Source organism: Micromonospora sp. NPDC002575 (genome assembly GCF_042889525.1).
Classification (GTDB): Bacteria; Actinomycetota; Actinomycetes; order Mycobacteriales; family Micromonosporaceae; genus Micromonospora; species Micromonospora carbonacea.
In genome coordinates this window covers 54,020-80,945 of record NZ_JBIARA010000023.1, presented here as the reverse complement: position 1 = coordinate 80,945, position 26,926 = coordinate 54,020, and the positions used below count along the sequence as shown (strand labels likewise).

Genomic DNA, 26,926 nt, shown 5'->3' with positions numbered 1-26,926 from the left:
CGTTGCCACGGTCAGCAGCCTCCCCACCGGGCGTCCCGCGCGGCGGCCAGCCTGCTCGGCAGGCCCCACAGCTGCACGAATCCCCTCGCCAGGGACTGGTCGAAGGTGTCGCCGGTGTCGTAGGTGGCCATGCCGAAGTCGTACAGGCCGGCCTCGGAGCGCCGGCCGGTGACGGTGGCCCGGCCGCCGTGCAGCACCAGCCGCACCTCACCGCTGACCTGCCGCTGGGCATCGTCGATGAACGCGTCCAGGGCCCGCTTCAGCGGGGAGAACCACAGGCCGTCGTAGACCAGCTCCCCCCAGCGCTGGTCGACGCCCCGCTTGAACCGGGCGAGGTCGCGTTCGACGGTGACCGCCTCCAGCTCCTGGTGGGCGGTGATCAGCGCGATCGCGCCCGGGGCCTCGTACACCTCGCGGCTCTTGATGCCGACGAGCCGGTCCTCGACCATGTCGAGCCGGCCGACGCCCTGCGCGCCGGCCCGCCGGTTGAGCTCCAGGATCGCCTGGTACGGGGTGACGGTCTCGCCGTCGATCGCCACCGGCACGCCCGCGTCGAAGGTGATCACGACCTCGTCGGGGTCGCGCTCCAGCGCCGGGTCGGCCGTGTACGCGTACAGGTCCTCGACCGGGGCGGTCCAGATGTCCTCCAGGAACCCGGTCTCGACGGCCCGGCCCCACAGGTTCTGGTCGACGGAGTACGGCGACTTCGCCGACACGTCGATCGGCAGGCCCTTCTCCTCGGCGAAGGCGATCGCCTTGTCCCGGGTCCACGCGAAGTCCCGGGCCGGGGCGATGATCTTCAGGTCGGGGGCGAGCGCGCCGAGGCCGACCTCGAAGCGGACCTGGTCGTTGCCCTTGCCGGTGCAGCCGTGCGACACGATCGTGCCGCCGTGCCGGCGGGCGGCGGCGACAAGGTGCCTGACGATCAGCGGCCGGGACAGCGCGGAGACCAGCGGGTAGCGGTCCATGTAGAGGGCGTTGGCGCGCATCGCCGGCAGGCAGTAGTCGGCGGCGAACTCGTCGCGCGCGTCGACCACCTCCGACTCGACGGCCCCGCAGTCCAGGGCGCGCTGCCGGATCGTGTCGAGGTTCTCGCCGCCCTGCCCGACGTCCACCGCGACGGCGACGACCTCGGCGCCGGTCTGCTCGGCCAGGTAGGGAATCGCGACGGAGGTGTCCAACCCCCCGGAGTACGCGAGGACGATCCGCTCGGTCATGGTGTGGCGTTCCCTTCCGCGCTCTCCTCGCGGCGGGACCACGCGGTGAGCTTCTCGCCCAGCGCGGCCCCGCCGACGGCCTCGCGGGCCACCACGAGGATGGTGTCGTCGCCGGCGATGGTGCCGACGACCTCGGGCAGGCCCGCCCGGTCCAACGCGCTGGCCAGGTAGTGGGCTGCGCCCGGCGGGGTGCGCAGCACGGCGATGTTGCCGCTGGAGTCGACCTCGTTGAGCAGCTCCCGCAGCAGCCGGATCAGCCGCGCCGGGGCGGCCTCGGCGTCGCGCAGGGGCCGGTGGCCGTCCTCCGGGATGACGTACACGGGGCGGCCGTCGCCGCCGCGGGCGGTGACCGCGCCGAGTTCCTTGAGGTCCCGCGACAGGGTGGCCTGGGTGACGGCGACGCCGTCGCCGGCGAGCAGATCGGCCAGCTCGGTCTGCGAGCGGACCGCCCTGTCGCGGATCAGCTCGACGATGCGGGCGTGCCGGGCGGCGCGGGTCAGCGGGCCGGTCACGCCGACTGCTCCAGCAGGTACGTCAGCACGGCCTTCTGCGCGTGCAGCCGGTTCTCCGCCTGGTCGAACACGGCGCTGGCCGGGCCGTCGAGCACCTCGTCGGTGATCTCCTCGCCCCGGTGCGCCGGCAGGCAGTGCAGCACGATCGCGCCCGGCGCGGCGTGCGCGAGCAGCTCCGCGTTGACCTGGTACGGCAGGAACGGGGTGATCCGGTCCAGCCCGTCGTCCTCCTGCCCCATCGAGGTCCACGTGTCGGTGGCCAGCACGTCGGCGTCGCGGGCGGCGGCGACGGGGTCGCGCAGCACGCGCACCGACCCGCCCGTGCCGGCGGCGATCTTCTCCGCGCGGGCCACCACGTCGGGGTCGGGGTCGAACCCGTCGGGGCCGGCGACGCGCACGTGCATGCCGGCGGTCGCCCCGGCCAGCAGGTACGACTGGGCCATGTTGTTCGCCGCGTCCCCCACGTACGCCAGGGTCCGGCCGTGGGTGCCGCCGCACCGCTCGCGGACGGTGAGCAGGTCGGCGAGGAGCTGGCAGGGGTGGAAGCCGTCGGTGAGGGCGTTGATCACCGGGACGCTCGCCCCGGCGGCGACCTCGGCGATCCGGTCGTCGCCGTGGGTGCGCAGCACGATCGCGGCCACGTAGCGGGAGAGCACCCGGCCGGCGTCGGCGAGGGTCTCGCCCCGGCCGAAGTGGGTGACCTGGGTGTCCACCACGAGGGGGTGGCCGCCCAGCTCGGCGATGCCGGCGTCGAAGGAGATCCGGGTGCGCAGGCTCTGCTTGTCGAACAGCACGGCCACCGACCTCGGCCCGGCCAGCGGCCGGTGGGCGAACCGTTCGGCCTTCATCCGGGCGGCGAGGTCGAGCACGGCCGCCTGTTCGGCGGGCGAGAGGTCGTCGTCGCGCAGCAGGTGGCGGGTCACGCGGGGGCCTCCTCGGTGGCGGCGGGGGCTTCCTCGTCGGCCGCCGCAGCGGCGGCGAGGGCGGGGGTGTCGGGAGTCGGTGCGGCGGCGTCGAGGGCGGCGGGCAGGGCGGCCAGGAACGCGTCGGCCTGCTCGACGGTGAGAATGAGCGGCGGGGCGAGCCGGACCACGCCCGGCTGCACCGGGTTGACCAGGAACCCGGCGTCGCGCAGGGCCGCCGCGAGCGGGCCGGCGGCGTCGGCGGTGAGCACGATGCCCAGCAGCAGGCCCGCGCCGCGCACCTGCGCGACGAGGGGGTGGCCGAGCGCCTCGACGCCCCGGCGCAGCCGCTCGCCGACCCGCTTGACGTGGTCGAGCAGCCCCTCGCTGGCGATGGTGGACACCACCGCGAGGGCGGCGGCGCAGCTGACCGGGTTGCCGCCGAAGGTGGCGCCGTGCGAGCCGGGGCGCAGCAGGTCGGCGGCGGGGCCGAAGGCCAGGCAGGCGCCGATCGGCAGGCCGCCGCCGAGGCCCTTGGCGAGGGTGACGATGTCGGGTTCGACGCCCTCGGCCTGGTGGGCGAACCAGTGCCCGGTGCGGCCGACGCCGGTCTGCACCTCGTCGAGCACCAGCAGCGCGCCGTGCCGGGCGGTGATCCGCCGGGCCTCGGCCAGATAGCCGGGGGGCGGGACGACCACGCCGTTCTCGCCCTGCACCGGCTCCAGGATGACCATGGCCGTCGCGTCGGTCACCGCGGCGGCGAGGGCAGCCGCGTCGCCGTACGGGACGTGGGTGACGTCGCCGGGCAGCGGGCGGAACGGGTCCGCCTTGGCGGGCTGCCCGGTGAGCGCGAGCGCGCCCATGGTGCGGCCGTGGAAGCCGCCGACCGTGGCGACCACGTGCGAGCGGCCGGTGAGCCGGGACAGCTTGAAGGCGGCCTCGTTGGCCTCCGCGCCGGAGTTGGCGAAGAACACCCGGCCGGGGCGGCCGGCGAGGGCCAGCAGCAGCTCGGCGAGGGCCACCGGCGGCTCGGCGACGAACAGGTTGGACACGTGCCCGAGGGTGGCGACCTGCCGGGACACGGCGGCCACCACGGCCGGGTGGGCGTGGCCGAGGGCGTTGACGGCGATGCCGCCGAGCAGGTCGACGTACTCCCGGCCGGCGTCGTCGACCACGACGGCGCCCGAGCCGGAGACCAGCGCCAGCGGAGGCGTGCCGTAGTTGTCCATCAGCGACTGCCGCCAGCGCTCCACCAGCGTGCTCACGACGGAACCACCATTGTGCCGAATCCTTCCGAGGTGAAGACCTCAAGCAGTGTGGAGTGGGCGACCCGGCCGTCGACGACGTGCGCGGCGGGCACCCCGCCGCGTACCGCCCGCAGGCACGCCTCCATCTTGGGGACCATCCCCGATTCCAGGGACGGCAGCAGCTCCGCCAGTTCGTCGGCGGTGATCTCGCTGACCAGGCTGTCGGTGTCCGGCCAGTTGGCGTAGAGGCCCGGCACGTCGGTGAGGACGACCAGCTTGCGGGCCCCGAGTGCGATCGCCAGGGCGGCGGCGGCCGTGTCGGCGTTGAGGTTGTGCAGCACCCCGTCGGCGTCCGGCGCGACGGTGGAGATCACCGGGATGCGGCCGGCCGCGATCAGGTCGGTCACCGCCGACGGGTTCACCGACTCGACGTCGCCGACCTGGCCGACGTCGACGGCCCGCCCGTCCACGTACGCCGGGCGGCGCACGGCCGTGAACAGGTTGGCGTCCTCGCCGGAGAGGCCGACGGCGAACGGGCCGTGCGCGTTGATCAGCCCGACCAGCTCCCGGCCGACCTGGCCGACCAGCACCATCCGGACCACGTCCATCGCCTCGGGGGTGGTGACGCGCAGGCCGCCGCGGAACTCGCTGTCGATGCCGAGCCGGCCGAGCATGGCCGAGATCTGCGGGCCGCCGCCGTGCACCACGACCGGCCGGATGCCGACGTAGCGCAGGAAGACCATGTCGGCGGCGAACGCCCGCTGCAACTCGGGGTCGATCATGGCGTTGCCGCCGTACTTGACCACGAGGGTGGCCCCGGACAGGCGGGCCAGCCAGGGCAGCGCCTCGATCAGCGTCTCGGCCCGGGCCTGGGCCCGGGCGAGGTCGTCGACGGCGCTCACGTCGAGTACGCCGAGTTCTCGTGCACGTACGCGTGGGACAGGTCGTTGGTCCACACGGTGGCCCGGGCGTCCCCGGCGTGCAGGTCGATGCGGATGACGACGTCGCGGCCGGCGAGGTCCACCTTGGACCGGTCCTCGGCGGCGGCGCCCGAGCGGCACACCCAGACGCCGTTGACGGCGACGTCGAGGGCGTCCGGCTCGAACGCGGCGGCGGTGGTGCCGACGGCGGCGAGGATGCGGCCCCAGTTCGGGTCGTTGCCGAACAGCGCCGTCTTGACCAGGTTGTTGCGGGCCACCGACCGGCCCACCTCGACCGCGTCGTCCTCGTCGGCCGCGCCGACGACCTCGATGGCGATCTGCTTGGTCGCGCCCTCCGCGTCGGCGACCAGTTGCTGGGCCAGGTCGTGACAGGCGGCGGTGACCGCCGCCGTCAGCTCGGCCTCGGTGGGCTCGACGCCGGACGCGCCGCTGGACAGCAGCAGCACCGTGTCGTTGGTGGACATGCAGCCGTCGGAGTCGACCCGGTCGAAGGTGACCCGGCAGGCGGCGCGCAGCGCGGCGTCGAGCGCCGCCGGCCCGGCCACCGCGTCCGTGGTGAGCACGCACAGCATGGTCGCCATGGCCGGGGCCAGCATGCCGGCCCCCTTGGCCATCCCGCCGACGGTCCACCCGCCGCCGGCCGCCACGGTGGTCTTCGGGCGGGTGTCGGTGGTCATGATCGCCTCGGCCGCCGCCGCGCCGCCGTCGCGGGACAGGGCGCGGATCGCCGCGCGTACGCCGGGCAGCAGCTTGTCCATCGGCAGCCGCTCGCCGATCAGGCCGGTGGAGCAGACCGCCACGTCGCCGGCGCCGAGCCGCAGCCGGGGGCTGGCCGAGGTGAGCGCGGCGGCGGTGTGCTCGGCGGCGGCGTGGGTGTCCTGGAAGCCGGCCGGGCCGGTGCAGGCGTTCGCGCCGCCGGAGTTGAGGATCACGGCCCGGGCCACCCCGCCCCGGACGACCTGCCGGGTCCAGAGCACGGGGGCGGCCTTGACCCGGTTGGCGGTGAAGACCCCGGCTATCCCGGCGTCGGGGCCGTCGTTGACGACGAGGGCCACGTCGGCGGCTCCGCCGCTCTTGAGGCCGGCGGCCACGCCGGCCGCCCGGAACCCCCGGGGCGTGGTGACGGTCACTGGGCCTGCCTTTCGTTCGCGGCTGCGGGACTGCGCTGCGCTGCGCTGCTCGCGCTCACGGTGCGACTCCGTAGGTGGACAGGCCCGTGGTCTCCGGAAGCCCGAGCATCAGGTTGGCGCACTGCACGGCCTGGCCGGCGGCGCCCTTGCCGAGGTTGTCGATGGCGCTGACCACGATCACCCGGCCGGAGTCGACGTCGACGGTCGCCTGGAGGTGGCAGGAGTTGACGCCGAGGGTGGCGGCGGTGTGCGGCCACGTCCCCTCGGGCAGCACGTGCACGAACGGCGAGTCCGCGTACGCCGCCGCGAGGACCGCCCGGGGGTCGGCGTCGCCGGCCGGCACGGCGGTGACCGTGGCGAGGATGCCGCGCGGCATCGGCGCGAGCACGGGGGTGAAGGACAGGCTGGTCGCGCCGGTGGCCTGCTTGATCTCCGGCACGTGCTGGTGCGCGCCGACCTTGTACGGCGACAGGTCGCCCATCACCTCGCTGCCGAGCAGGTGCGCCTTGGCGGCCCGGCCCGCGCCCGAGGTGCCGGAGGCGGCGACCACGACCACGTCGGCGGGGGCGACCGCGCCGGCGGCGACCAGCGGGGCGAGCGCGAGGATGGTGGCCACGGCGTAGCAGCCGGTGTTGGCCACCCGGGTCGCGGCGGCGATCTCCGCGCGCTGGCCGGGCAGCTCGGGCAGGCCGTAGACCCAGGCCCCCGCGTGCTCGCCGCCGTAGTACCGTGACCAGGCCGCGGCGTCGCGCAGCCGGTGGTCCGCGCCCAGGTCGACGACCCGGACCGACTCCGGCAGGGCGGCGGCCAGCGCCGCCGACTCGCCGTGCGGCAGGGCCAGGAAGACCAGGTCCGCGTCGGCCAGGGCCGCCGGTTCGGTCGCCGCGAACACCAGGTCCAGCCCGGCGAGCTGCGGGTGTACGGCGGTGACCGGCGCGCCGGCCTGGCTGTGCGCGGTGGCGGTGACCAGGTCGAACTCGGGGTGGCCGGCGATCAGGCGCAGCAGCTCGCCCCCGGCGTAGCCGCTCGCCCCGGCGACCGCAACTCGGATACCCATTCTAACCTCCGCATGACTATGCAGAGAAGGTTACCCGTTCATTACGCCGCATCGCAAGGTCATACACCCCACTGCATGAGCATGAGGAGCGGCTGCTGGCGTGCCAGCGTCCCGCCGCGTGCCCCGCGCACCGCCCCGATGCGGTTAGCAGGGGCCCCTTCCTATACAGAAAGCGTTAAGAGGGGGCCCCTGCTTACACCTCAGGCGCCGCGGAGGGTAGCGCCGAAGCGCTCGGCCGCGCGGGCCACCGCCGCGTCGCGGGCCGCCACCGCCTCCTCGACCGTCAGCGTGCGGTCGGGGGCGCGGAACGTCAGCTTGTACGCCAGCGACCGCCGCCCCGCCCCGAGCTGCTCGGAGGCGTAGACGTCGAACAGCCGCACGCCCTCCAGCAGCTCGCCCGCGCCCTCGACGAGGGCCTGCTGCACCTGCGCCGCCGGCACCCGCTCGTCCACCACGAGGGCCACGTCGATCAGGGCCGGCGGGAAGCCGGAGATCGTCGGAGCCGGGGCGACCGGGGCGGCCGGCAGCGCGTCGAGGTCCAGCTCCATGGCGCTGGTGCGCTTCGGCAGCTCCAGCGCGGCCAACACCGCCGGGTGCAGCTCGCCGGCGTGCCCGACCACGACACCGTCGACGAGCAGCTCGGCGCAGCGGCCGGGGTGCCACGGGGCGTGCTCGGCGGCGCGCACCTCGACCCGGTCGGCGGGCAGGTCTGCGGCGGCCAGCACCGCCCGGCCGGCCTCGATCGCGTCCGCCCAGCCGGCCGGGCGGCCCGCGCCCCACCAGCCGGCCGGCTCGACGTCCCCGGTCAGCACCACGGCGACGTGCCGGGGCTGGTCGGGCACGACCGCGTCGGCGGCGGCGAACTCGGCGTCGGTGGGCCGCCGGTCCACGCCCATGGCGGGCGGGGCGCCGACGCCGGGGCGCGGGTGGAAGACCGCCCCGATCTCGTACAGGGCCAGGTCGCGGTGGCCCCGGCCGAGGTTGCGCCTGAGGATGCCGAGCAGCGGGCCGAGCAGCGTGGTGCGCAGCAGCGGCTCCTCCTCCGACAGCGGGTTGGCCACCCGCACCGCCGCCCGGCGCGGGTCGTCGGCGGGCAACCCGAGCAGGTCGGCCAGCGAACCGGCGACGAACGGGTGGGCCAACACCTCCACGTACCCGCGTTCGGCCAGCGAGCGGGCCACCGCCCGGCGGCGGCGCTGCTGCCAGGTCAGGCCGCGCCCGGGGGGCGCGGTGGGCAGCACCGACGGCACCCGGTCGTACCCGTCGAGGCGGACCACCTCCTCGACCAGGTCGGCCGGGTCGGTGAGGTCCGGCCGCCAGCTCGGCGGGACGACGGTGAGCACGTCCGCGCCGCCGGCCGGCACGCCGGCGGTGCCCGGGTCCTCGCCGAGCCGGTCGACGCCCCGGGTGACGTGGCAGCCGACCTGCTCCAGCAGCGAGACCACCCGCTCCGGGGAGTAGGCGACGCCGACCCGCCGGCTCGGCAGGTCCACCGGCAGGGTGACCGGGTTACGCGGCCGGACGTGGTCGAGGTCGAGGATCTCGGCCCCGGCGGTGCCGCCCGCGTGGGCGGTGAGCAGCCCGACGGCCCGTTCGATGGCGACCAGCGGCAGGGCCGGGTCGACGCCCCGCTCCCAGCGCTTCGCCGCCTCGCTGAACAGCTTGTGCCGGCGGGCGGTGCGGCCCACCATCACCGGGTCCCAGTGGGCGGCCTCGAAGAGCACGTCGGTGGTGGACGCGACGACCTCGCTGGTCTCGCCGCCCATCACGGCGGCGAGCGAGACCGGACCGGTGTCGTCGCAGATCACCATGTCCTCGTCGGTGAGGGTGCGGGCCACCCCGTCCAGGGTGGTCACCTTCTCCCCCGCCGCGGCGCGGCGCACCACGAGCGGGCCGCTGATCCGCGCGGCGTCGAAGGCGTGCATCGGCTGGCCCAGTTCGAGCATCACGTAGTTGGTGATGTCGACCGGCAGCGAGATGCTGCGCACCCCGGCGACGGTGAGCCGCTGCCGCATCCAGCCGGGGGTCTGCGCGGTCGGGTCGATGCCGCGCACCATCCGGGCGGCGAACCGGTCGCAGCCGACGGTGTCGCGGACCTCCACCGGGTACGCCGGCTCGGCCGTCGCGCCGGGGGCCGGGGCCAGCCCCGGGTCGCGGAACGGCACGCCGAGGGCGTGGGCCAGCTCCCGGGCGATGCCCCGGACGCTGAGCGCGTACCCCCGGTCGGGGGTGATCTCCACCTCGACGACCACGTCGTCGAGGCCGACGACCGGGCGGGCGTCGTCGCCGGGCTTGGCGGGGGTGTCCTCGGGCAGCACGATGATGCCCGAGTGGTCGTCGCCCAGGCCCAGCTCCTTGGCGGAGCAGATCATGCCGTTGGAGTTGCGCCCGTACGTCCTGCGCGCGCCGATGGCGAAGCCGCCGGGCAGCACGCCGCCGGGGAGGATCACCACGACCCGGTCGCCGGGGGCGAAGTTGCGCGCCCCGCAGACGATCTCCTGTGGCTCGCCGGTGCCGTTGGCCGCGCCCACGTCGACCCGGCAGAACCGGATCGGCTTCTTGAAGCCGGTCAGTTCCTCGATGTCGAGGACCTCGCCGACGACCAGCGCGCCGGTGACCGTGGCCCGCAGGTCCACGATCGACTCGACCTCGATGCCGAGGTCGACCAGCGCCTGCTCCAGGTCGGCGGCGGGCAGGTCGGCGGGGAGGTCGAGGTACTCCCGCAGCCAGCTGACAGAAACTCGCATGACTCTCAGACCACCGTCTCGTTGTCTCGTGCCCGCACCGTCTACGCCCCGGCCCCGAACGCGCGGGTGAACCGCACGTCGCCCTCGGCCATGTCCCGCATGTCGCTGACCCCGTGGCGGAACATCACGGTGCGGTCGATGCCCATGCCGAACGCGAATCCGGAGTAGACCTCCGGGTCGATCCCGCAGGCGCGCAGCACCCGGGGGTTGACCATGCCGCAGCCGCCCCACTCGACCCAGCGCGGCCCGTCGCGGTGCTCGGGGAACCACACGTCGAACTCGGCCGACGGCTCGGTGAACGGGAAGTAGTGCGGCCGCCAGCGGGTCTTCGCGCCCTCGCCGAACATCGCGCGGGCGAAGTGGTCGAGGGTGCCGCGCAGGTGGGCCATGGTGATGCCCTTGTCGACCACGAGGCCCTCGACCTGGTGGAAGACCGGCGCGTGGGTGGCGTCGAGCTCGTCGGTGCGGTAGACCCGGCCGGGCACGACCACGTAGATCGGCGGCTTGCGGGCCAGCATGGTGCGCGCCTGCACCGGGGACGTGTGGGTGCGCAGCACCAGCCCGGAACTCTGCGCGCCGGCGGGCGGGGCGATGTGGAAGGTGTCCATCAGGCCCCGCGCCGGGTGGTCGGCGGGGATGTTGAGGGCGTCGAAGTTGGTCCACTCCAGCTCGACCTCGGGCCCCTCGGCCACCTCGTAGCCCATCCCGACGAACAGGTCGCTGATCTGCTCCATCAGGGTGCTCAGCGGGTGCCGGGCCCCGCGCGGCCGGCGGTCGTAGGGCAGGGTGACGTCGACCCGCTCGGTGGCCAGCACCCGCTGCGCCTGCTCGCGGTCGAGGACCTCGGCGCGGGCGGCGTAGGCGGCCTCGATCGCCCGGCGGGACTCGTTGACCCGCTTGCCGGCGTCGGCCTTCGCGGCCGGCGGCAGCGCGCCGATCTCGCGGCGGGCCAGGGCGACCGGGGACCGGTCGCCGAGGTGCGCGGGGCGCAGCGCGGTCAGCGCGTCCGGGTCGGCGGCGGCGGCGAACGCCTGCTCGGCGTCGGCCACGGCGCCGGCCAGGGCGTCCGGGTCGAGCAGGGCGACCTGCTTCGGGTCGTACGGATCGTTGCGGTAGGTCATGGCGTACGGGCACTCCTCACGGCGGCGCCGGCCCTGCGCGGGCGGCGAGGCGAGTCTACGGACGCGCGGCTTCGCCGCAGCCCGCCGGTGGGGAGTTCGCGCAGGGGAAGGGTCAGGCCCGCCGCCCGCCGACACCGGCGGGCTGGCTAAACGAACGCCGTGGCGCGTTCATCATCTCGGGCGACTCCCTGCTGGATGGCCGCACCGCACCCGTCAGGGGCGGCGGCGCAGTGCTCTGGCTGAAGCGTACAGGCAGACGGCGGCGGCCGCAGCCAGGTTGAGGCTCTCGGCGCGCCCGTGCAGGGGCACCCGGACCCGGGCGTCGGCGGCGGCGGTCAGCCCCTCGGGCAGCCCGTGCGCCTCGGAGCCGAACAGCCAGGCGGTCGGCGTCGCGAGGGCGCCGGCGTCGGCGAGGTCGTCGAGGTCGCGGTCGCCGTATCCGGTGGTGGCGAGGACCGCCAGGCCCGCGGCGCGCAACGCGGCGACGACCGCGAGGGGGTCGCCGGCCCGGACCACGTCGACGTGGAAGAGGCTGCCGGCGGAGGCCCGCACGCACTTGCCGTTGTACGGGTCGACGGCGTCGCCGGCGAAGACCACCGCGCCGGCCCCGGCGGCGTCGGCGGTGCGCAGCACCGTGCCGGCGTTGCCCGGGTCGCGGATCTCGGCGAGCACCGCCACGAGGCGCGGGCCGGCGGCGAGGGCTTCGGTCAGCGGCACGTCGAGGTGCCGGCAGACGGCGACGAGGCCCTGCGGGGCGACGGTCTCGGCGAGCGCGGCGAGGGCGTCGTCGGTGACGTCGGACACCGGCACGTCGGCGGCGACGGCGCGGGCGGCCAGGTCGGCGTGCCGGTCGAGGGCTGCGGGGGTGCCGAACAGCTCGGCGACCGTGCCGGGGCGGGCCAGGGCCTCCCGGACGGCCTGCGGGCCCTCGGCGAGGAACCGGCCGGTGGCGTCGCGGTCGCGGCGGCGGTGCAGCCGGCGGGCGGCGACGACCCTGGGCGTACGCGGGGTGAAGGGCATGGTGTGCGGCTCCACAGCGCGACCGAGGCGCCCGCCGCGCGTCGTGGACGACACGGGGGGCGCCTCGGTCGGGTGCTGGCGGATCAGGCGGCCTGGGCCGCCGCGCCACCGGTGCCCTCGGCCGCCACGGCGGCGCGGGCGACCTCGACGATCGCGGCGAAGGCCGCCGCGTCGTTGACGGCCAGGTCGGCGAGGATCTTGCGGTCGACCTCGACGCCGGCCAGGCGCAGGCCCTGGATCAGCCGGTTGTAGGTCATCCCGTTGGCGCGGGCGCCCGCGTTGATCCGGGTGATCCACAGCTGCCGGAAGTCGCCCTTGCGGTCGCGACGGTCCCGGTAGGCGTACTGCATCGAGTGCAGCACCTGCTCCTTGGCCTTGCGGTAGAGCCGGGAGCGCTGACCGCGGTAGCCGCTCGCGGTCTCCAGCAGGGTACGACGCTTCTTCTGGGCGTTCACAGCCCGCTTGACGCGTGCCATCTCAACTCCTTCTTCGGTTCAGGTGGCGCGCGTCAGCGGCCGAGCAGCTTCTTGATGCGCTTGGTGTCGGCCTTGGCCAGCTCGACCGTGCCGGTCAGCCGACGGGTCCGGGTGGAGGACTTCTTCTCCAGCAGGTGGCGCTTGCCGGCCTGCTCGGCGACGACCTTGCCCTTGCCGGTCACCTTGACCCGCTTGCCCATACCCGTGTGGCTCTTCATCTTCGGCATGTGGAACGTCTCTCCCCTGTTACTGACCGCTGGTGTCGGCGGTCGTGCCGGTCTCGCCGGCTGCTGCGGTCTCGCCGGCCGCCGGGGTCCCGCTGGCCGCCGGAGCCGCGGACTCCTCCGCGGCCCGCTCCCGGCCGGCGCCGCGGGACGCCGTGGCGGCGACCGCGGATGCCTTGACGGCCCGGTGCGGAGCGAGAACCATGATCATGTTTCGGCCGTCCTGCTTCGGGGCGGCCTCCACGTAGCCCAGCTCCGTGATCTCGGATTCGAGGCGACGCAGGAGCCGGTAACCCAGCTCCGGGCGGCTCTGCTCCCGACCGCGGAACATGATCGTCACCTTGACCTTGTCGCCGGCCTTGAGGAACCGCACCACGTGACCCTTCTTGGTCTCGTAGTCGTGCGGGTCGATCTTCGGCCGGAGCTTCATCTCCTTGATGACGGTCTGCTGCTGGTTACGCCGCGCTTCGCGCGCCTTGAGTGCGCTCTCGTACTTGAACTTGCCGAAGTCCATGAGCTTGCACACCGGCGGGCGCGCCATCGGCGCAACCTCGACCAGGTCCAGGTCGACGTCCGCGGCCAGCTGAAGGGCGCGCTCCAGCGGGACGATGCCCACCTGCTCACCCTCGGGACCGACCAGTCGGACCTCACGTGCCCGGATCTGCTCGTTCACGCGTGGTTCGACGCTGATGGGGCCTCCTCGAGTCGAGTGCTCTGCGGTGGCCGACTCCCGCGGCCCCCGTGGTGGGGGCCGACCCGGAAAGCAGAAGGCCCCGGCGCATGCCAGGGCCCGCTCGACCGGTCGGCACGATCACAGGATCGCGCATCCGGGCCCGGGACGTGCCCGAAACCGGTGACCGGGACCCGGCCACCGACTGGGGCGACTCGGGTGGGAGCAGGCGCTCCGCTTCAGGACTGCCCACACGTGCAACACGGGGGCAGTCTGGTCGACTCAGCAACACTACACCCCCGCCGGCCCGACGCCCAAACCGGGCACCCGGGCCCGGCGCGGCGGGTCAGCGGCCGGCCGCGCCCTCGGCCAGCGCCTCGAGGTGGGCCCGGTGCAGCCGGCGCAGGGCGCGCACGCCCTCGACCGCCAGCTCCTTGTCGGCCGCCTGGAGGGCCATCATCGGCACCAGGTCGTCGTCGTGCAGCTCCAGGCTCGCCCACGGCGCGCCCCGGTCGAAGCGCACCCCCCGCACGACCTCCCAGGGCAGCTCGTACGAGCCGAGCACGTTGCGCACGCGCACGCCCAGCGCGTCGGCCTCGACGCGGGGCCGGGTGAACAGCAGCACGCCGAGCGCGCCGAGGACGCCCAGGCCGATCATGGCGAGCTGGTCGCCGCGCTGGAAGGTGCCGTAGCCCTCGCCGGTGGGGCCGGTCAGGGACGTGGCCACCAGGCTGAACACGACCAGCAGCGCGGCGGCCGACACCCAGCAGACCAGTCGGATCCGGCGGGGACGCAGGGTCAGCGGTGCGGTTTCGCTCACCCGCCCAGTCTGCCACCCACCGGCGCGGGGCCGGTGCGCGGTCCCGCCGTGTCGCCGGCCCGACGGGGTGCGGGGCTGCGGCCGGCGACCACCACCGCCAGCAGGGTCAGCAGCGCGCCGGCCAGCACCGGCCAGCGCAGCCCGGCCCCGCCGGGCAGCACGACGTCCAGCAGCAGCGCGCCGCCGAGCTGCCCGGCGACCAGGGCCAGCCCGGTGCGCAGCACCCCCACGGCGCGCACGCCGAGCATCAGGGCGAGGACGATGCCGACGCCGTACAGGCCGCCGACGTAGAGGAACCAGTCGTGCGGCCAGGTCGGCGGCGGGCCGGAGAAGGCGCCGACGAACGCGGCCACCAGCACGACGACGGGGGTGCCGACGGCGAAGTTGACCGCGATCGCGGCGGTGGTGGTGCCCGCCGCCGACACCCGCCCGTTGAGGGCCGACTGCACCGCCACCGCCGCCCCGCCTACGACGGCGATCAGGACCCCGCCGACCGCGACCCCGCCCACCGGACGGCCGAGCTGGGCCAGGGCCACGGCGAGGACGCCGAGCAGCGCGCCGGCCACCCGGGGCCCGGTCAGCCGCAGCCGGCCGAGCGGGGCCAGGCCCGCCCGGTCCGCCGCGAGCCCGCCGAGGCTGCCCCCGGCCACCTGGGCGATGGTGAAGACCGCGATCCCGAGCACCGGGACGACGTACGTGGCGACGGTCACGACCGCCGCCCCGCCGAGCCCGCCCAGGTACGACCACCACGGCAGCCGGGCCCGGCGCAGCGCGTCGAGCCCGGCCCGGGTCGACGGCAGGCCCAGCAGGCCGACGAGGATCACCAGGCAGCCGCCGAGGTTGTTCACCAGCGCGCCGAGGACCGGTTCGCCGAGCCGCTCCCCCAGCACCGCGTTGCCCGCCGCCTGGGCCGCCGACGCCGCCCCACCGAGCACCACGGTGGCGAGGGCGGCGGCCGGCGGCAGCGGCCTCACAGCCGACAGGCGTGGATGTTGGTGACCAGGATGGCGCGGGCGCCCAGCTCGTACAGCTCGTCCATGATCCGGTGCACGTCGTCGCGCTGCACCATCGCCTGCACCGCCACCCAGCCCTCGCGGTGCAGGGGCGAGACGGTCGGCGACTCGATGCCGGGGGTCAGCGAGCTGGCCCGGTCCAGCAGCCCGGCCGGCACGTCGTAGGCGAGCATCACGTAGCGGCGGGCGACCAGCACCCCGTGCAGCCGGCGCAGCAGCTGCGCGGCCTGCGGGTGCTCGGGGGCGTCGACCCGGCGCACCAGCACCGCCGAGGAGCGCAGCAGCGGGTCGCCGAAGACGACCAGCCCGGCCTGGCGCAGCGTGGCGCCGGTCTCCACCACGTCGGCGACGACGTCGGCGACGCCGAGCCGGATGGCGTTCTCGACCGCGCCGTCGAGCCGGATCACGTCGGCCTTGACGCCGAGGTCGGCGAGGTACCGCTCGACCAGCCCCGGATACGCGGTGGCGATGCGGTGCCCGCCCAGCTCCTGGACGCCCGTGACGTCCTGCGGGCGGGCGGCGAACCGGAAGGTGGCCCGGCCGAACGCCAGGTCGACCACCTCCTCGGCGGGCGCGCCCGAGTCGATCAGCAGGTCCCGGCCGGTGATGCCGACGTCGAGGTCACCCGAGCCGACGTAGGTGGCGATGTCCTTCGGCCGCAGGTAGAAGAACTCGATGTCGTTGGCCTCGTCCGGGCAGACCAGGTCCTTGGGGTCGGCGCGCTGGCGGTAGCCCGCCTCGCGCAGCATCTGGGCGGCCTTCTCGGCCAGGGCGCCCTTGTTGGGTACGGCGACACGCAGCATGACGGAGTGCTCCCTCGATCGGTGGAGATGATCAGCGGACGGCGCACTCACAGATGTCGGTAGACGTCCTTCAGCTCCAGCCCGGTGGCGAGCATCAGCACCTGCGCCTGGTAGAGCAGCTGGGAGATCTCCTCGGCCGTCCGCTCCGGGCCCTCGTGCTCGGCCGCCATCCACGACTCGGCCGCCTCCTCGACGACCTTCTTGCCGATGAAGTGCACCCCCTTCTCCAGCGCGGCCACCGTGCCCGAGCCGGGGGTGCCGGCAGCGGCCTTGGCCTGCAGCTCGGCGAACAACTCCTCGAACGTCTTCACGGGGTGCGATTCTTCCAGCACCCGCCCGCCCCGGCGCGCGGCGGGTCCGCCGGTCCCACCGGCCCGGGCTCCCCGCCACGGCGGCGGGACACACCTGCGCGACGGCCGTCGATGGCTCTACGCTGTCCGCCATGCTCAGCTCCCGTACCGTCGCGCTCGCCGCCGCCGGCACCGTCCTCGTCGCGGTAGCCGCCTGCGCGCCCCAGGACGACGACGCCCCCGTCACCGCACCCACCCCCGCCGCCACCGCGGGCCCGGACTGCCAGAAGGACAAGCTGCCCACCCGGACCCCGGGCAAGCTCACCATCGCCACCGACGAGCCGGCGTACGAGCCGTGGTTCGTCGGCAACAAGCCGGAGACCGGCGAGGGCTTCGAGGCCGCCGTGGCCTACGCGGTGGCCGAGAAGCTCGGGTACGACCGCGCCGACGTCACCTGGACCCGGGTGAAGTTCGACGTCGCGGTCGCCCCCGGCCCCAAGGAGTTCGACTTCGACATCAACCAGTTCTCCATCACCGAGGAGCGCAAGAAGGCGGTCGACTTCACCGGGCCGTACTACCTGGTCCGGCAGGCCGTGATCGCGCGGAAGTCGGCGAAGATCGCCGGGAAGACGTCGCTGGCCGACCTGCGGGACGCCAAGCTCGGCGCGCAGGTCGGCACCACCAGCTACCAGGCGATCACCGACATCATCAAGCCGAAGGCCAAGCCGCAGGTCTACAACAGCAACGACGACGCCAAGAAGGCCCTCCAGAACGGGCAGATCGACGGCCTCGTGGTGGACCTGCCGACCGCGTTCTACATCACCGGCGCGGAGATCACCGACGCGACGGTCGTCGGGCAGCTTCCGCAGGTCGGCACGCCCGAGGTGTTCGGGCTGCTGCTGGACCACAACTCCCCGCTCACCCCCTGCCTCAGCGGCGCGGTCGGCCAGCTCACCGCCGACGGCACGCTCAAGAAGCTGGAGCAGAAGTGGCTGACCCAGGTCGCGGGGGCGTACGAGCTGACGTGATCCTCGCACCGCACGAACCCTCCGCGGCGCAGCGGCGGCGGCAGGCGCACCGCCGCCGCCAGACCGTCACCAGCGTGCTGGTCGCCGCCGCCTCCACGGCGGCGCTCGGCACGCTGCTCGTCGTCGCGGTCACCGGCGCGCCCGGGTGGGACCGGGTCCGCGCGTCCTTCGCCGACCCGGCGATCGCCTGGAACGCGCTGCCCGAGGTGCTCGCCGGGCTCTGGCTCAACGTGCGGCTGCTGGTCTGCTGCGCGGCCGGCGCGTTGCTGCTCGGCCTGCTCGTGGCGATCCTGCGCACGCTGCGGGGCCCGGTCTTCTTCCCGGTCCGGGCCCTCGCGGCCGGCTACACGTACACGTTCCGGGGCCTGCCCCTGATCATCGTGCTGTACGTGCTCACCCTCGGCGTGCCCGGCCTGCGGTTGCAGGGCATGCCGCCGGTGCTGGTGCTCGGCGGGCTGGCGCTGGTGCTCACCTACGGCGGCTACCTGGCCGAGGTGTTCCGGGCCGGCATCGAGTCCGTGCACCCCAGCCAGCTCGCGGCGGCCCGGTCGCTCGGGCTGACCTACCGGCAGACGATGCGGCACGTGGTGCTGCCGCAGGCCGTCCGCCGGGTGGCCCCGCCCCTGCTCAACGACGTGGTCGCGCTGCAGAAGGACGTCGGGCTGGTCTCCCTCGCCGGGCCGATCGACGCGGTACGCGCCGCGCAGATCGCCACCGCCGAGACGTTCAACTACACGCCGTACATCGTGGCCGGGGCGCTGTTCGTGCTGCTCGCGATCCCGCTGATCGCCGTCACCGACTGGGTGACGCTGCGGGCGGCCCGCCGGCAGGGAAGGGGCTGACCAGATGACGCTGCTGCGGTGCCGGGGGCTGCGCAAGACCTTCGGCGGCCACGTGGTGCTCGACGGGCTTGACCTCGCCGTCGACGAGCACCGGGTGGTGGCGCTGATCGGCGCGTCCGGGTCGGGCAAGTCGACGCTGCTGCGCTGCGTCAACCTCCTGGAGGAGTTGGACGACGGCACCATCGAGCTGGACGGCCAGGACATCTCCGACCCCCGGGTCGACCCCGACCGGGTGCGCCGGCGCATCGGGATGGTGTTCCAGGCGTACAACCTGTTCCCGCACCTGAGCGTGCTGGACAACGTCACCCTCGCCCCGGTGCGGGTGCACCGGCGGCCCCGCGCCGAGGCGGAGGCGCAGGCCCGGGAGCTGCTCGACCGGGTCGGGCTGGGGGCCAAGGCGAACGCCTACCCCGACCGGCTCTCCGGCGGGCAGCAGCAGCGGGTGGCGATCGTACGGGCGCTGGCCAACTCGCCCCGGCTGATGCTGCTCGACGAGGTCACCTCGGCGCTGGACCCGGAGCTGGTCGGCGAGGTGCTGGCCCTGGTGCGCGAGCTGAAGGCCGACGGGATGACGATGGTGCTGGCCACCCACGAGATGGGCTTCGCCCGGGAGGTCGCCGATCAGGTGTGCTTCCTCGACGGCGGGCGGGTCGTCGAGTCGGGGCCGCCGGAACGGGTGCTCGGCGACCCGACCGAGCCCCGCACCCGCCAGTTCCTGCGCCGCATCATCGAGGCGGGACGCCTCTGACGGGCCGACCATCTGGTCCTCGACGTGCGGATCTGCCGATGACGGTGCACAGGTCCGGCCGGCGGCGTGCCGGCAGCCGTCGGATGTCGTCGGCGCTAGTCGCCGGGCCGGGTCTCGGGCGGCGAAGGCGAGAGCGCCGCGCTGAAGCGGGCCGCGACCGTGGCCACGGCGGCATGGAGTTCGGGGCCTTCTTCCACCGAAAAGTCGAAGGGGACAACGGCGAGCCACTCCTGGGCGTACATCGCGGGGTTTCGGGTGCTGCCGACCAGTACGCACCGGTCGCCGTCCGGCGCGAGGCGGCCCATCGGCGGCCGGATCCACGGTGCCACCTTCTCCCGCGGCGCGTGGAACACCACGCGGGTGGGATACTTCCAGCCCGCGCCGAGATTCTCCTCGAGTGCGGCAACAGGATCCAGGTCGTCAGGCGGCGTGAAGCCGTGCGGCATCTGCCGCACGGCCCGAACCCGGTCGATACGGTACGTGCGGATCGCGTCCGCGCGGTGCGAGTGGCACAGCAGGTACCAGCGTCCATACCGCACCACGACTGCCCACGGGTCGACCTCGGCGTCCCACTCCTCGCCGCTCTCGCCTCGATAGGTGACCAGGACGCGGCGCCGGTCGGCGACGGCGGCGACCAGGGCGCTTGTGATGGCGGGGTCAGGGCGGGCCGAACGTCGGTCAGGGGCGGCCGAGGCGTACGCCCGCAGCGCCGCCGCCTGCCGTCCGACGCTGTCGGGGAGAGCCCGGATGACCTTGCTGAGCGCCGAGCCGACCAGGTCGTCGGCGTCGATGGCGGCCGGCTGCCCGTCGAGCACGGCCATGACCAGGCCGAGCGCTTGCTCCTGGGTGAAGACGACCGGCGGCAGCCGGGTGCCGCGGCCCAGCCGGTAGCCCCCGTGCGGCCCGCGGGCCGACTCGACCGGGATGCCGGCCTCGCGAAGGATGCCGACGTAGCGTCGCGCGGCCCGCTCCGTCACGCCCAGGAGAGAGGCGAGCTGGTCGGCAGTCACGCCGGGACGTGCCTGCAGGATCTCGAGCGCGCGCAGAGCCCGGGCGGTAGGGCTCGGACCGCTTCGCACAGCGGAAAGAGTACCGGAAGTAGAACGTCCGGAATCGCCTCTAGGGTGATTCCATGACTGCGGAACAGATCGTGCTCCTGGGTGGCCTGTGGCTCGACGGGTCGGCGTGGACCAGCGTCGCGGGCGAGCTGGAAGAGAGGGGCCGCCGTGCGGTGCCGGTGACCCTGCCGGGGCAGGGCGACGGAAACATGGCGGCGACGCTGGCCGACCAGCTGACCGCGGTGCTTGCCGCCGTGGACGCGGGTCCCGGCAGGTCGGTGGTGGTGGGGCACTCCGCAGCCTGCACCCTGGCCTGGATGGCGGCCGACGCGCGGCCCAGGCGCGTAGCCAAGGTCGTGCTGATCGGCGGATTCCCCGCAGGCGACGGGCGGCCGTACGCCGACTTCTTCGAGATCAGCGACGGTGTCATGCCGTTCCCCGGCTGGAAACCGTTCGACGGGGCGGACGCAGCCGACCTGGACGAGCAGGCCCGGCATGCCTTCGCGGCGGCGGCGATCCCGGTTCCCGAGGGCGTGGCCAGGGGCATCGTACGGCTGACAGACGAGCGGCGATTCGACGTCCCGGTCGTGGTGGTGTGCCCGGAGTTCACGCCTGCCGAGGCGCAGGAGTGGATCGCCGCGGGAGACGTACCGGAGCTGGCCCGGGCCAAGCACGTCGAGCTGGCCGACATCGACTCCGCACATTGGCCGATGATGACGCGGCCCACAGAACTGGCGCAGATCCTCGCCGCGGTCTGACAGGGCACGGAGAGCGCACGTGCGGCGTCGTGGTCTGCTGCCGGCTCCACAGCGTGACTCTGCGCTGGCTGACTCGGCGCGGAGAGGGTCAGCTATGCCGGCTTCGGGGGCGGTGTGAGCCAGGCCAGGGGTTGACCGGCGAGCGCGGCGTCCGCGAGGCGGTGCGCGGAGTCGGTCCTGAGCGCGGCGCGGCTGCTGTCGATCCAGCGTTGGACGTTGTCGATGCCCTGGTGGCGATACTCGACGGCTTGGACGAGGCATTCGAGTTTGTCGGCGTCGCGGGCGACGATGGCGTCGAGGGTTTCGCCGGCTTCGTACTCGGTGACGGCGGCGGTGATGGTGTCGATGACGGCGGGTGGGCAGCCGGCGACCTGGTCTGCGGTGATGGCGGCGTTGGAGGTGGCAGACAGGTAGCGCTTGGCGATGTGGGGCAGGTCGGTGGTGCGGGTCTCCTGGGTGTCGTGCAGGACGCAGAGCATCGTGACCCGGGCGGGGTCGGCTCCTTCCATGGCGGCGAGGATCATGCCGACCAGGGCGGTGCGGTGGGAGTGTTCGGCGATGGTTTCGGGGTGCTTGACGCCGGCGAACCACCAGCCGGTGCGGGCGGCGCGTTTGAGCACGCCGGCCTCGAAGATGAACCTCATCGCGGCGGCGTGCTGGTCCTCGCTCATCTCCCCGTCCCCGTGCCGGTGATGCCCTCTGTCCGCAGGCTGTAGACGATAGCGGCCTGGTTTCGCCTCAACGTCTCCGCAGCGACTTCCCCGAGTCAGGAGGCCGCAGCGGGTCCTTACGGGGTAAGCCATCGACAGCGGCGGTGTCGAGCGTCGACCGAAGAGGTCGGACCGCTCGTGGGGGTGGCAGTGGGCTATGTCGCCGTCGTGTTGTAGCGATCGAGGGTCGTCTTGGATGTCGAGGCGTCGCGGAAGACGAGTTCCCACGGGCCGGTGTTGATGTCCATGTCCTTGCCGAACCCGACCCACTTTCCGGCCATCCGTCGGCCGGTGGGCTCGGCCAGCAGTTGGATCGCGCCGTGGTATCGGGCACCCCGGTAGTAGCCCGTCGGGTCGGTCTGCTCCACCCACGTGCCGGTGACGACGGCGCCATCCACGGTGAGGTCCAGGGAGAGCGACGATGCCGCCGAGCCGGGCAGGCTGCGCGCGGTCAACCGGTCGCCGTGTTGAAGCAGCACCACGAAGTGCTGCCCGGCGAAGGAGTCGCCGCGACCACTGGAGTGGTACTGGTAGCGGCTGAGCCACACGCCCTCGTACGACCTGTGGGCTGGGGGCGGGCTGGGCTTCGGTGTCGGCGTGGCCAGGCTGGACATGGGGGAGGTCAGGTCGTGGCCGCCGTGCTGGTCCTGGGTGACGTGTTCGCCGGGCACCGCGGCGAAGCCGAGCAGCGAGATGGGTAGGCCGGTGACGACCTCCAGCGCGCGGGCGTAGACGGGTCGTGGTGCGGCAATAGCGCCGGATTCCCAGCGTTGGACGAGTCGCTTGTTGGCGTCGTTGGGCTCGCCGACGCGGTGACCGGCGGCCTGGAGCGCGCGGGCGAAGTCGTCCTGGCTCATGCGCATCCCGGTGCGGACGGCGCGGAGCGCGGTGTTCGGGGTGGTCACGCCCGCCACGATACCGGCATGTCGCCGAAACGTCGCCTCCTAAGTGTCTGGATTGTCGCTTCGTGTGCCGTCGCGTCCAGCGACGTTACGGCGTCATCGTTGATGGCGCGTCGGCATGCTGCCGCCGCGCCGACGGAGGTTGGGGCGATGCGCAGTCACGGCGAGGAGCCGCCCGGCGGCCACCGCCACCCGCGACGTCCTGCGCGCCGCCCGACGCCCGCGTCATGTCGGCGACATGGCGGTATCAACCGGCCCGGAATACCGCAATGTCGCCGACATGGCGACGCCCAAACACCGCCCCGCCCGACGCCCAAGCGCCCCACGCACGCCGACACCCCACGCCCAGCCCAGCCGGGCCAGGGCGGGTCAGTGGCCGAAGCCGACCCGGTGGCCCGCCGCCGCGTCCAGGCCGCGGACCGCCAGCGCCGCGTCCAGCGCCGCCACCGTCGCCGACCAGCCCTTGTCCTCGGCGGAGCCCGGCAGGCCGGCCCGGTCCCGGGCCTGCTCGATCGTGTCCACCGTGAGCACGCCGTGCGCCACCGGCTTGCCCTCGTCGAGGGCGACCCGGGTCAGCCCCTCGGTGACCGACTTGCACACGTAGTCGAAGTGGGCGGTGGCCCCGCGCACCACCACGCCGAGGGCGACCACCACGTCGAAGCGGCGGGCCATCGCCTGCGCCACCACCGGCAGCTCCACCGAGCCGGCGACCCGAGCCACCACGGCCCGCGCCCCGCACGCCTGCGCGGCGGCCACCGCCCGGTCGAGCATGTGGTCGGTCAGCTCACCGTGCCAGCGGGCGGCGACCACGCCGACAGTCATCCCGGCGGCGTCGACCGCCGCCACCCCCGGCTCACCGAAACCCGCCATCGCCCTACGCTCCGATCTCGTCGCTCGCCACCGGGCGGCCCAGCGGCCCCTCGGTCGTCTCGTCCAACTCGCCCAGCAGGTGGCCCATGCGGTCCCGCTTGGTACGCAGGTAGCGCACGTTCTCCGGGTGCGGCCGGATCGGCAGCGACTCGCGGCCGGTGACGGTCAGGCCGTACCCCTCCAGCCCGGCCCGCTTGGCCGGGTTGTTCGTTAGCAGCCGCATCGACCGCACGCCCAGGTCGTGCAGGATCTGCGCGCCGGTGCCGTAGTCGCGGGCGTCGGCCGGCAGGCCCAGGTCGAGGTTCGCGTCCACGGTGTCGCGGCCCAGGTCCTGCAACTGGTACGCCCGCAGCTTGTGCAGCAGGCCGATCCCCCGCCCCTCGTGCCCGCGCACGTAGAGCACCACCCCGCGCCCCTCCGCGGCGACGCGGGCCAGCGCGGCCTGCAACTGCGGGCCGCAGTCGCAGCGCAGCGAGCCGAACGTGTCGCCGGTGAGGCACTCGGAGTGCACCCGCACCAGCACGTCCTGCCCGTCGCCGAGGTCGCCCATGACCAGGGCGACGTGCTCGGCCGGGTCGTGCTCGGCGCGGTAGCCGAAGGCCGTGAACACCCCGTGCGGGGTGGGCATCCGGGCCGCCGCGACCTGCTCGACCTGCTTCTCGGTGCGCCGCCGGTAGGTGATCAGGTCGGCGATGGTGACCAGGGTCAGGCCGTGCTCGGCGCAGAACTTCTCCAGGTCCGGCAGGCGCATCATGGTGCCGTCGTCGTTGACCAGCTCGCAGAGCACGCCGGCCGGGCGCAGGCCGGCCAGCCGGGTCAGGTCGACGGCCGCCTCGGTGTGCCCGGGGCGGCGCAGCACCCCGCCGGTGCGGGCGCGCAGCGGCACCACGTGCCCGGGCCGGGCCAGGTCGGTCGGGTCGGTGGACGCGGCGGCGAGCAGCCGGATGGTGTGCGCCCGGTCGGCCGCCGAGATGCCGGTGTCGACGCCCTCCCGGGCGTCCACCGTCACCGTGTACGCGGTGCCCCGGCGGTCCTGGTTGGTGTGGTGCATGGGCGGCAGGTCCAGCCGGTCGCACTCGTCCTCGGTCAGCGGCACGCAGACGTAGCCGGAGGTGTAGCGGACCATGAACGCGACCAGCTCCGGGGTGGCCAGCTCGGCCGCGAAGATCAGGTCCCCCTCGTTCTCCCGGTCGGCGTCGTCGACCACGACGACGGGCCGGCCGGCGGCGATGTCCGCCACGGCCTGCTCGATGCTGGCGAAGGTGGTCATGCCACGACCTCCGAGTAGGTGGGTGACAGGGTGGCGGGGGCCGGGCGGGCGGCGCGCGAGGTGCGCCACCAGGAGACGAAGCCCCACACGCAGAGCGCCCCGTAGACGAGATACATGGCCGCCGACGGGTAGAACCCGCCGCGCAGCAGCAGCGGCACGCCGACGGCGTCCACGGCGATCCAGACCAGCCAGAACTCGACCCACCCGCGGGCCATGCCGTAGGTGGCGAGCAGGCTGCCGGTGAGGATCCACGCGTCGGGCAGCGGCCCCCACGAGCCGAGCGCGGCCAGCACGGGGTACGCGGCGGCGGTGCCGGCCGCGGCGGCCAGCAGCAGGCCGAGGCGCTCCCGCCGGGTGGCCCAGCGCGGGGCGACCGCCCCGGCGTCGCCGCCGGAGCCCGAGCGGCGGTTGCGCGTCCAGCGCCACCAGCCGTAGCCGCTGACGGCGAAAAAGAACACCTGCCGGCCGGCCTGGCCGTAGAGGTCGTGGGCCTGCGGGGTGGCGAACGCCCCGCCGAGGAAGACGGTGAGCAGCAGCGCGTTGCCGACCATGCCGACGGGCCAGGCCCAGACCAGCCGGCGCAGCCCGAGCAGGGCGGAGGCGAGGCCGAAGGCGTTGCCGACGATCTCGCGGACCAGCACGGGCGAGCCGGCGACGTGCACCTGGGCGTCGAGCAGCCAGCCGAGCGGCCCGGTCATTGGGTGCCCCCGCCGGCCGCGCGGTCGCCGAGGAGCCGCTCGACGTACTTGGCGAGCACGTCGACCTCCAGGTTGACCGGGTCGCCGACGGCGCGCTCGCCGAGGGTGGTCAGCTTGAGGGTGGTGGGGATCAACCCGACGGTGAACCAGTCGGGCCCGACGTCGGCCACGGTCAGCGACACCCCGTCGACGGTGATCGAGCCCTTCTCCACCACGTAGCGGGACAGGGCGGCGGGGAGCCGGAAGCGGACCGTCTCCCACTGCTGCGCCGGCTGGCGGGACAGCACCTCGCCGACGCCGTCGACGTGGCCCTGCACGAGGTGCCCGCCGAGGCGGCTGTTCAGCGCGGCGGCGCGCTCCAGGTTGACGCCGACGCCGGGGCGCAGCCCGCCGAGGGCGGAGCGGCGCAGCGTCTCGCCCATCACGTCGGCGGTGAAGACGTCGCCGTCGACGTCGACCACGGTCAGGCAGACCCCGTTGACGGCGATGGAGTCGCCGTGCCGGGCGTCGCTGGTGACCAGCGGTCCCCGGATGGCGACCAGCGCGGAGTCCGCGCCGGTCTCGGCCGTCCGGACGACCTCGCCCAGCTCCTCGACGATGCCGGTGAACATGTCAGCCCTCCCTCTTCCGGGGCAGCGCGGTGATGCGCAGGTCCGGACCGACCTGCGTAACGTCGGTGATCTCCAGGTCGATGGCGTCGGCGATGGTGGTCACGCCGGCGTCGGCCAGCGCGGTCGGCCCGGCGCCGAGCAGCTTCGGCGCGACGTAGGCGACGACCCGGTCGACCAGGCCGGCGGCGAGGAACGCGCCGGCCAGCTTCGGGCCGCCCTCCAGCAGCGCGGCCCGGACCCCCCGGTGGTGCAGCTCCGCGAGCAGCGCCGGCAGGTCGACCCGGCCGTCCGGGCCGGCGCCGACCTCGGCGGCGGTGGCGACCCACGTGCGGGCGGCGCCGTCGCGGACCCGGGCGTCGGCGGGGGTACGCCCGGAGGTGTCCACGACCACCCGCAGCGGCTGCCGGATGGCCAGGGTGCCGTCGCGCAGGTTGCGGGCGGTGAGCCGGGGGTCGTCGGCGAGCACGGTGCCCACCCCGGCGATGACCGCGTCGACCGTGCCGCGCAGGGCGTGCACGTCGATCCGGGCGGCCTCGGAGGTGATCCACATGCTGGTGCCGTCGGCGGCGGCGGAACGCCCGTCGAGGGTGGCGGCATACTTCCAGACGACGTACGGCCAGCCCCGGCGCATCGAGGTCAGCCAGGCGACGTTGCCGGCCTCGGCCTCGGCGGCGCGCACCCCCATCTCGACGTCGACGCCGCCGGCGCGCAGGGTCGCGGCGCCGCCGGAGGCGACCGGGTTCGGGTCGGGCACGGCGATCACCACCCGGGCGACGCCGGCGGCGATGAGCGCGTGGCTGCACGGGCCGGTGCGGCCGGTGTGGTCGCAGGGCTCCAGGGTGACGACGGCGGTGCCGCCCCGGGCCCGCCGGCCGGCCTGGGCGAGCGCGACGATCTCGGCGTGCGGTCCGCCCGCGTACGCGTGGAATCCCTCCCCGACGACCTCGCCGTCGGGGTCGAGCAGCACGCAGCCGACCACGGGGTTGGGGCTGGTGGTGCCGAGGCCACGGGCCGCGAGCGCGATCGCCCGACGCATCGCGTCGTCCACGGAGACGCTGGCCATCGCCCTGTCCTGCCCTCTCACTCGCCGGTCCGCGCGGGCAGGACACGGGAGGCCGCGGGCAGGCGGCGGCGGCCGGGGACGGCAGAGCCGACCCCGGGGAGCCCACGCGGCGGCCGAGGACAGCCGTCGGCACAGGGCCCGCCCCGTCCCGCGCGCTGTCTCCCATCCGGACTGTCTG

General features: G+C 74.5%; 28 protein-coding genes and 1 pseudogene. 4 read left to right on the top strand and 25 right to left on the bottom strand.

Annotated features, from left to right (window positions below):
- Positions 1 to 11: 11 nt before the first annotated feature.
- The 17 genes and pseudogenes from ACFYWL_RS26900 to ACFYWL_RS26820 form a co-directional block, all read right to left on the bottom strand.
- Positions 12 to 1,217, bottom strand: a complete 1,206-nt coding sequence (locus ACFYWL_RS26900; RefSeq protein WP_386978069.1) for an argininosuccinate synthase — start codon at positions 1,215 to 1,217, stop codon at positions 12 to 14.
- Positions 1,214 to 1,729: an arginine repressor gene (locus tag ACFYWL_RS26895; protein ID WP_386978133.1), complete on the bottom strand. Its 516-nt coding sequence runs from the start codon at positions 1,727 to 1,729 to the stop codon at positions 1,214 to 1,216. The genes ACFYWL_RS26900 and ACFYWL_RS26895 overlap by 4 nt, the downstream gene beginning before the upstream one ends.
- Positions 1,726 to 2,652 (bottom strand): ornithine carbamoyltransferase, encoded by a 927-nt coding sequence (argF, locus tag ACFYWL_RS26890; RefSeq protein WP_386978066.1) that lies wholly within the window; start codon positions 2,650 to 2,652, stop codon positions 1,726 to 1,728. Before argF ends, ACFYWL_RS26895 begins: the two co-directional genes overlap by 4 nt.
- Positions 2,612 to 3,896: pseudogene (locus tag ACFYWL_RS26885) on the bottom strand (acetylornithine transaminase); the annotation flags it as partial. The gene argF and the pseudogene ACFYWL_RS26885, both read right to left, overlap by 41 nt.
- Entirely contained in the window at positions 3,893 to 4,780 is an 888-nt protein-coding gene (gene argB / locus ACFYWL_RS26880; protein WP_386978063.1) for an acetylglutamate kinase, read from the bottom strand. The pseudogene ACFYWL_RS26885 and the gene argB, both read right to left, overlap by 4 nt.
- Positions 4,777 to 5,949, bottom strand: a complete 1,173-nt coding sequence (argJ, locus tag ACFYWL_RS26875) for a bifunctional glutamate N-acetyltransferase/amino-acid acetyltransferase ArgJ (RefSeq protein ID WP_386978060.1) — start codon at positions 5,947 to 5,949, stop codon at positions 4,777 to 4,779. Before argJ ends, argB begins: the two co-directional genes overlap by 4 nt.
- Positions 5,950 to 6,004: 55 nt before the next feature.
- Complete coding sequence (gene argC, locus ACFYWL_RS26870) at positions 6,005 to 7,006, bottom strand: N-acetyl-gamma-glutamyl-phosphate reductase (RefSeq protein WP_386978057.1); 1,002 nt, start codon at positions 7,004 to 7,006, stop codon at positions 6,005 to 6,007.
- 200 nt (positions 7,007 to 7,206) lie between these two features.
- Complete coding sequence (gene pheT, locus ACFYWL_RS26865) at positions 7,207 to 9,753, bottom strand: phenylalanine--tRNA ligase subunit beta (RefSeq protein WP_386978054.1); 2,547 nt, start codon at positions 9,751 to 9,753, stop codon at positions 7,207 to 7,209.
- A 41-nt stretch (positions 9,754 to 9,794) separates the two neighbouring features.
- Positions 9,795 to 10,874, bottom strand: coding sequence for a phenylalanine--tRNA ligase subunit alpha (gene pheS / locus ACFYWL_RS26860; protein WP_386978051.1), 1,080 nt, complete (start codon positions 10,872 to 10,874; stop codon positions 9,795 to 9,797).
- 213 nt (positions 10,875 to 11,087) lie between these two features.
- Complete coding sequence (locus ACFYWL_RS26855; protein WP_386978048.1) at positions 11,088 to 11,894, bottom strand: TrmH family RNA methyltransferase; 807 nt, start codon at positions 11,892 to 11,894, stop codon at positions 11,088 to 11,090.
- A gap of 83 nt (positions 11,895 to 11,977) precedes the next feature.
- Positions 11,978 to 12,370, bottom strand: a complete 393-nt coding sequence (gene rplT, locus ACFYWL_RS26850; protein ID WP_007075852.1) for a 50S ribosomal protein L20 — start codon at positions 12,368 to 12,370, stop codon at positions 11,978 to 11,980.
- A 32-nt stretch (positions 12,371 to 12,402) separates the two neighbouring features.
- A complete protein-coding gene (rpmI, locus tag ACFYWL_RS26845; protein WP_386978044.1) occupies positions 12,403 to 12,597 on the bottom strand; it encodes a 50S ribosomal protein L35 in 195 nt (64 codons plus the stop codon).
- Between the two features lie 19 nt (positions 12,598 to 12,616).
- A complete protein-coding gene (gene infC, locus ACFYWL_RS26840; RefSeq protein ID WP_386978041.1) occupies positions 12,617 to 13,267 on the bottom strand; it encodes a translation initiation factor IF-3 in 651 nt (216 codons plus the stop codon).
- Positions 13,268 to 13,610: 343 nt separating this feature from the next.
- Positions 13,611 to 14,084 carry a PH domain-containing protein gene (locus tag ACFYWL_RS26835; RefSeq protein ID WP_386978038.1) on the bottom strand — a complete coding sequence of 158 codons (474 nt, stop codon included), beginning with the start codon at positions 14,082 to 14,084 and terminating at the stop codon, positions 13,611 to 13,613.
- Positions 14,081 to 15,058: a DMT family transporter gene (locus tag ACFYWL_RS26830; RefSeq protein WP_386978035.1), complete on the bottom strand. Its 978-nt coding sequence runs from the start codon at positions 15,056 to 15,058 to the stop codon at positions 14,081 to 14,083. Before ACFYWL_RS26830 ends, ACFYWL_RS26835 begins: the two co-directional genes overlap by 4 nt.
- Positions 15,055 to 15,900, bottom strand: a complete 846-nt coding sequence (hisG, locus tag ACFYWL_RS26825) for an ATP phosphoribosyltransferase (protein WP_386978032.1) — start codon at positions 15,898 to 15,900, stop codon at positions 15,055 to 15,057. Before hisG ends, ACFYWL_RS26830 begins: the two co-directional genes overlap by 4 nt.
- Positions 15,901 to 15,947: 47 nt before the next feature.
- Positions 15,948 to 16,211 carry a phosphoribosyl-ATP diphosphatase gene (locus ACFYWL_RS26820; RefSeq protein ID WP_386978029.1) on the bottom strand — a complete coding sequence of 88 codons (264 nt, stop codon included), beginning with the start codon at positions 16,209 to 16,211 and terminating at the stop codon, positions 15,948 to 15,950.
- A 131-nt stretch (positions 16,212 to 16,342) separates the two neighbouring features.
- Between ACFYWL_RS26820 and ACFYWL_RS26815 the strand changes: the two genes are divergently transcribed.
- Genes ACFYWL_RS26815 through ACFYWL_RS26805 form a run of 3 tightly spaced genes read left to right on the top strand, consistent with a single transcriptional unit; the run spans position 16,343 to position 18,808 of the window.
- Complete coding sequence (locus tag ACFYWL_RS26815) at positions 16,343 to 17,218, top strand: ABC transporter substrate-binding protein (RefSeq protein WP_386978026.1); 876 nt, start codon at positions 16,343 to 16,345, stop codon at positions 17,216 to 17,218.
- Positions 17,215 to 18,060: an amino acid ABC transporter permease gene (locus tag ACFYWL_RS26810; protein WP_386978023.1), complete on the top strand. Its 846-nt coding sequence runs from the start codon at positions 17,215 to 17,217 to the stop codon at positions 18,058 to 18,060. Before ACFYWL_RS26815 ends, ACFYWL_RS26810 begins: the two co-directional genes overlap by 4 nt.
- Before the next feature lie 4 nt (positions 18,061 to 18,064).
- A complete protein-coding gene (locus ACFYWL_RS26805; protein ID WP_386978020.1) occupies positions 18,065 to 18,808 on the top strand; it encodes an amino acid ABC transporter ATP-binding protein in 744 nt (247 codons plus the stop codon).
- 95 nt (positions 18,809 to 18,903) lie between these two features.
- Here ACFYWL_RS26805 and ACFYWL_RS26800 read toward each other — a convergent pair whose 3' ends face one another.
- Positions 18,904 to 19,887 carry a helix-turn-helix transcriptional regulator gene (locus ACFYWL_RS26800; protein WP_386978016.1) on the bottom strand — a complete coding sequence of 328 codons (984 nt, stop codon included), beginning with the start codon at positions 19,885 to 19,887 and terminating at the stop codon, positions 18,904 to 18,906.
- A gap of 53 nt (positions 19,888 to 19,940) precedes the next feature.
- Here ACFYWL_RS26800 and ACFYWL_RS26795 point away from each other — a divergent pair, with 53 nt between their 5' ends.
- Positions 19,941 to 20,624: an alpha/beta fold hydrolase gene (locus ACFYWL_RS26795; protein WP_386978014.1), complete on the top strand. Its 684-nt coding sequence runs from the start codon at positions 19,941 to 19,943 to the stop codon at positions 20,622 to 20,624.
- 92 nt (positions 20,625 to 20,716) lie between these two features.
- Here the strand turns inward: ACFYWL_RS26795 and ACFYWL_RS26790 are convergent, their stop codons facing one another.
- The 7 genes from ACFYWL_RS26790 to ribD form a co-directional block, all read right to left on the bottom strand.
- Positions 20,717 to 21,295, bottom strand: coding sequence for an HD family hydrolase (locus ACFYWL_RS26790; RefSeq protein ID WP_386978011.1), 579 nt, complete (start codon positions 21,293 to 21,295; stop codon positions 20,717 to 20,719).
- A gap of 194 nt (positions 21,296 to 21,489) precedes the next feature.
- Positions 21,490 to 22,197 (bottom strand): XRE family transcriptional regulator, encoded by a 708-nt coding sequence (locus ACFYWL_RS26785; protein ID WP_386978130.1) that lies wholly within the window; start codon positions 22,195 to 22,197, stop codon positions 21,490 to 21,492.
- 408 nt (positions 22,198 to 22,605) lie between these two features.
- Positions 22,606 to 23,106 carry a 6,7-dimethyl-8-ribityllumazine synthase gene (gene ribH / locus ACFYWL_RS26780; protein ID WP_386978008.1) on the bottom strand — a complete coding sequence of 167 codons (501 nt, stop codon included), beginning with the start codon at positions 23,104 to 23,106 and terminating at the stop codon, positions 22,606 to 22,608.
- A 4-nt stretch (positions 23,107 to 23,110) separates the two neighbouring features.
- Entirely contained in the window at positions 23,111 to 24,376 is a 1,266-nt protein-coding gene (locus ACFYWL_RS26775; protein ID WP_386978005.1) for a bifunctional 3,4-dihydroxy-2-butanone-4-phosphate synthase/GTP cyclohydrolase II, read from the bottom strand.
- Positions 24,373 to 25,074 carry a nicotinamide riboside transporter PnuC gene (gene pnuC / locus ACFYWL_RS26770; protein WP_386978002.1) on the bottom strand — a complete coding sequence of 234 codons (702 nt, stop codon included), beginning with the start codon at positions 25,072 to 25,074 and terminating at the stop codon, positions 24,373 to 24,375. Before pnuC ends, ACFYWL_RS26775 begins: the two co-directional genes overlap by 4 nt.
- Positions 25,071 to 25,685: a riboflavin synthase gene (locus tag ACFYWL_RS26765; protein WP_386977999.1), complete on the bottom strand. Its 615-nt coding sequence runs from the start codon at positions 25,683 to 25,685 to the stop codon at positions 25,071 to 25,073. The genes pnuC and ACFYWL_RS26765 overlap by 4 nt, the downstream gene beginning before the upstream one ends.
- 1 nt (position 25,686) lies before the next feature.
- Entirely contained in the window at positions 25,687 to 26,748 is a 1,062-nt protein-coding gene (gene ribD, locus ACFYWL_RS26760; RefSeq protein WP_386977996.1) for a bifunctional diaminohydroxyphosphoribosylaminopyrimidine deaminase/5-amino-6-(5-phosphoribosylamino)uracil reductase RibD, read from the bottom strand.
- Between the last annotated feature and the right edge of the window lie 178 nt (positions 26,749 to 26,926).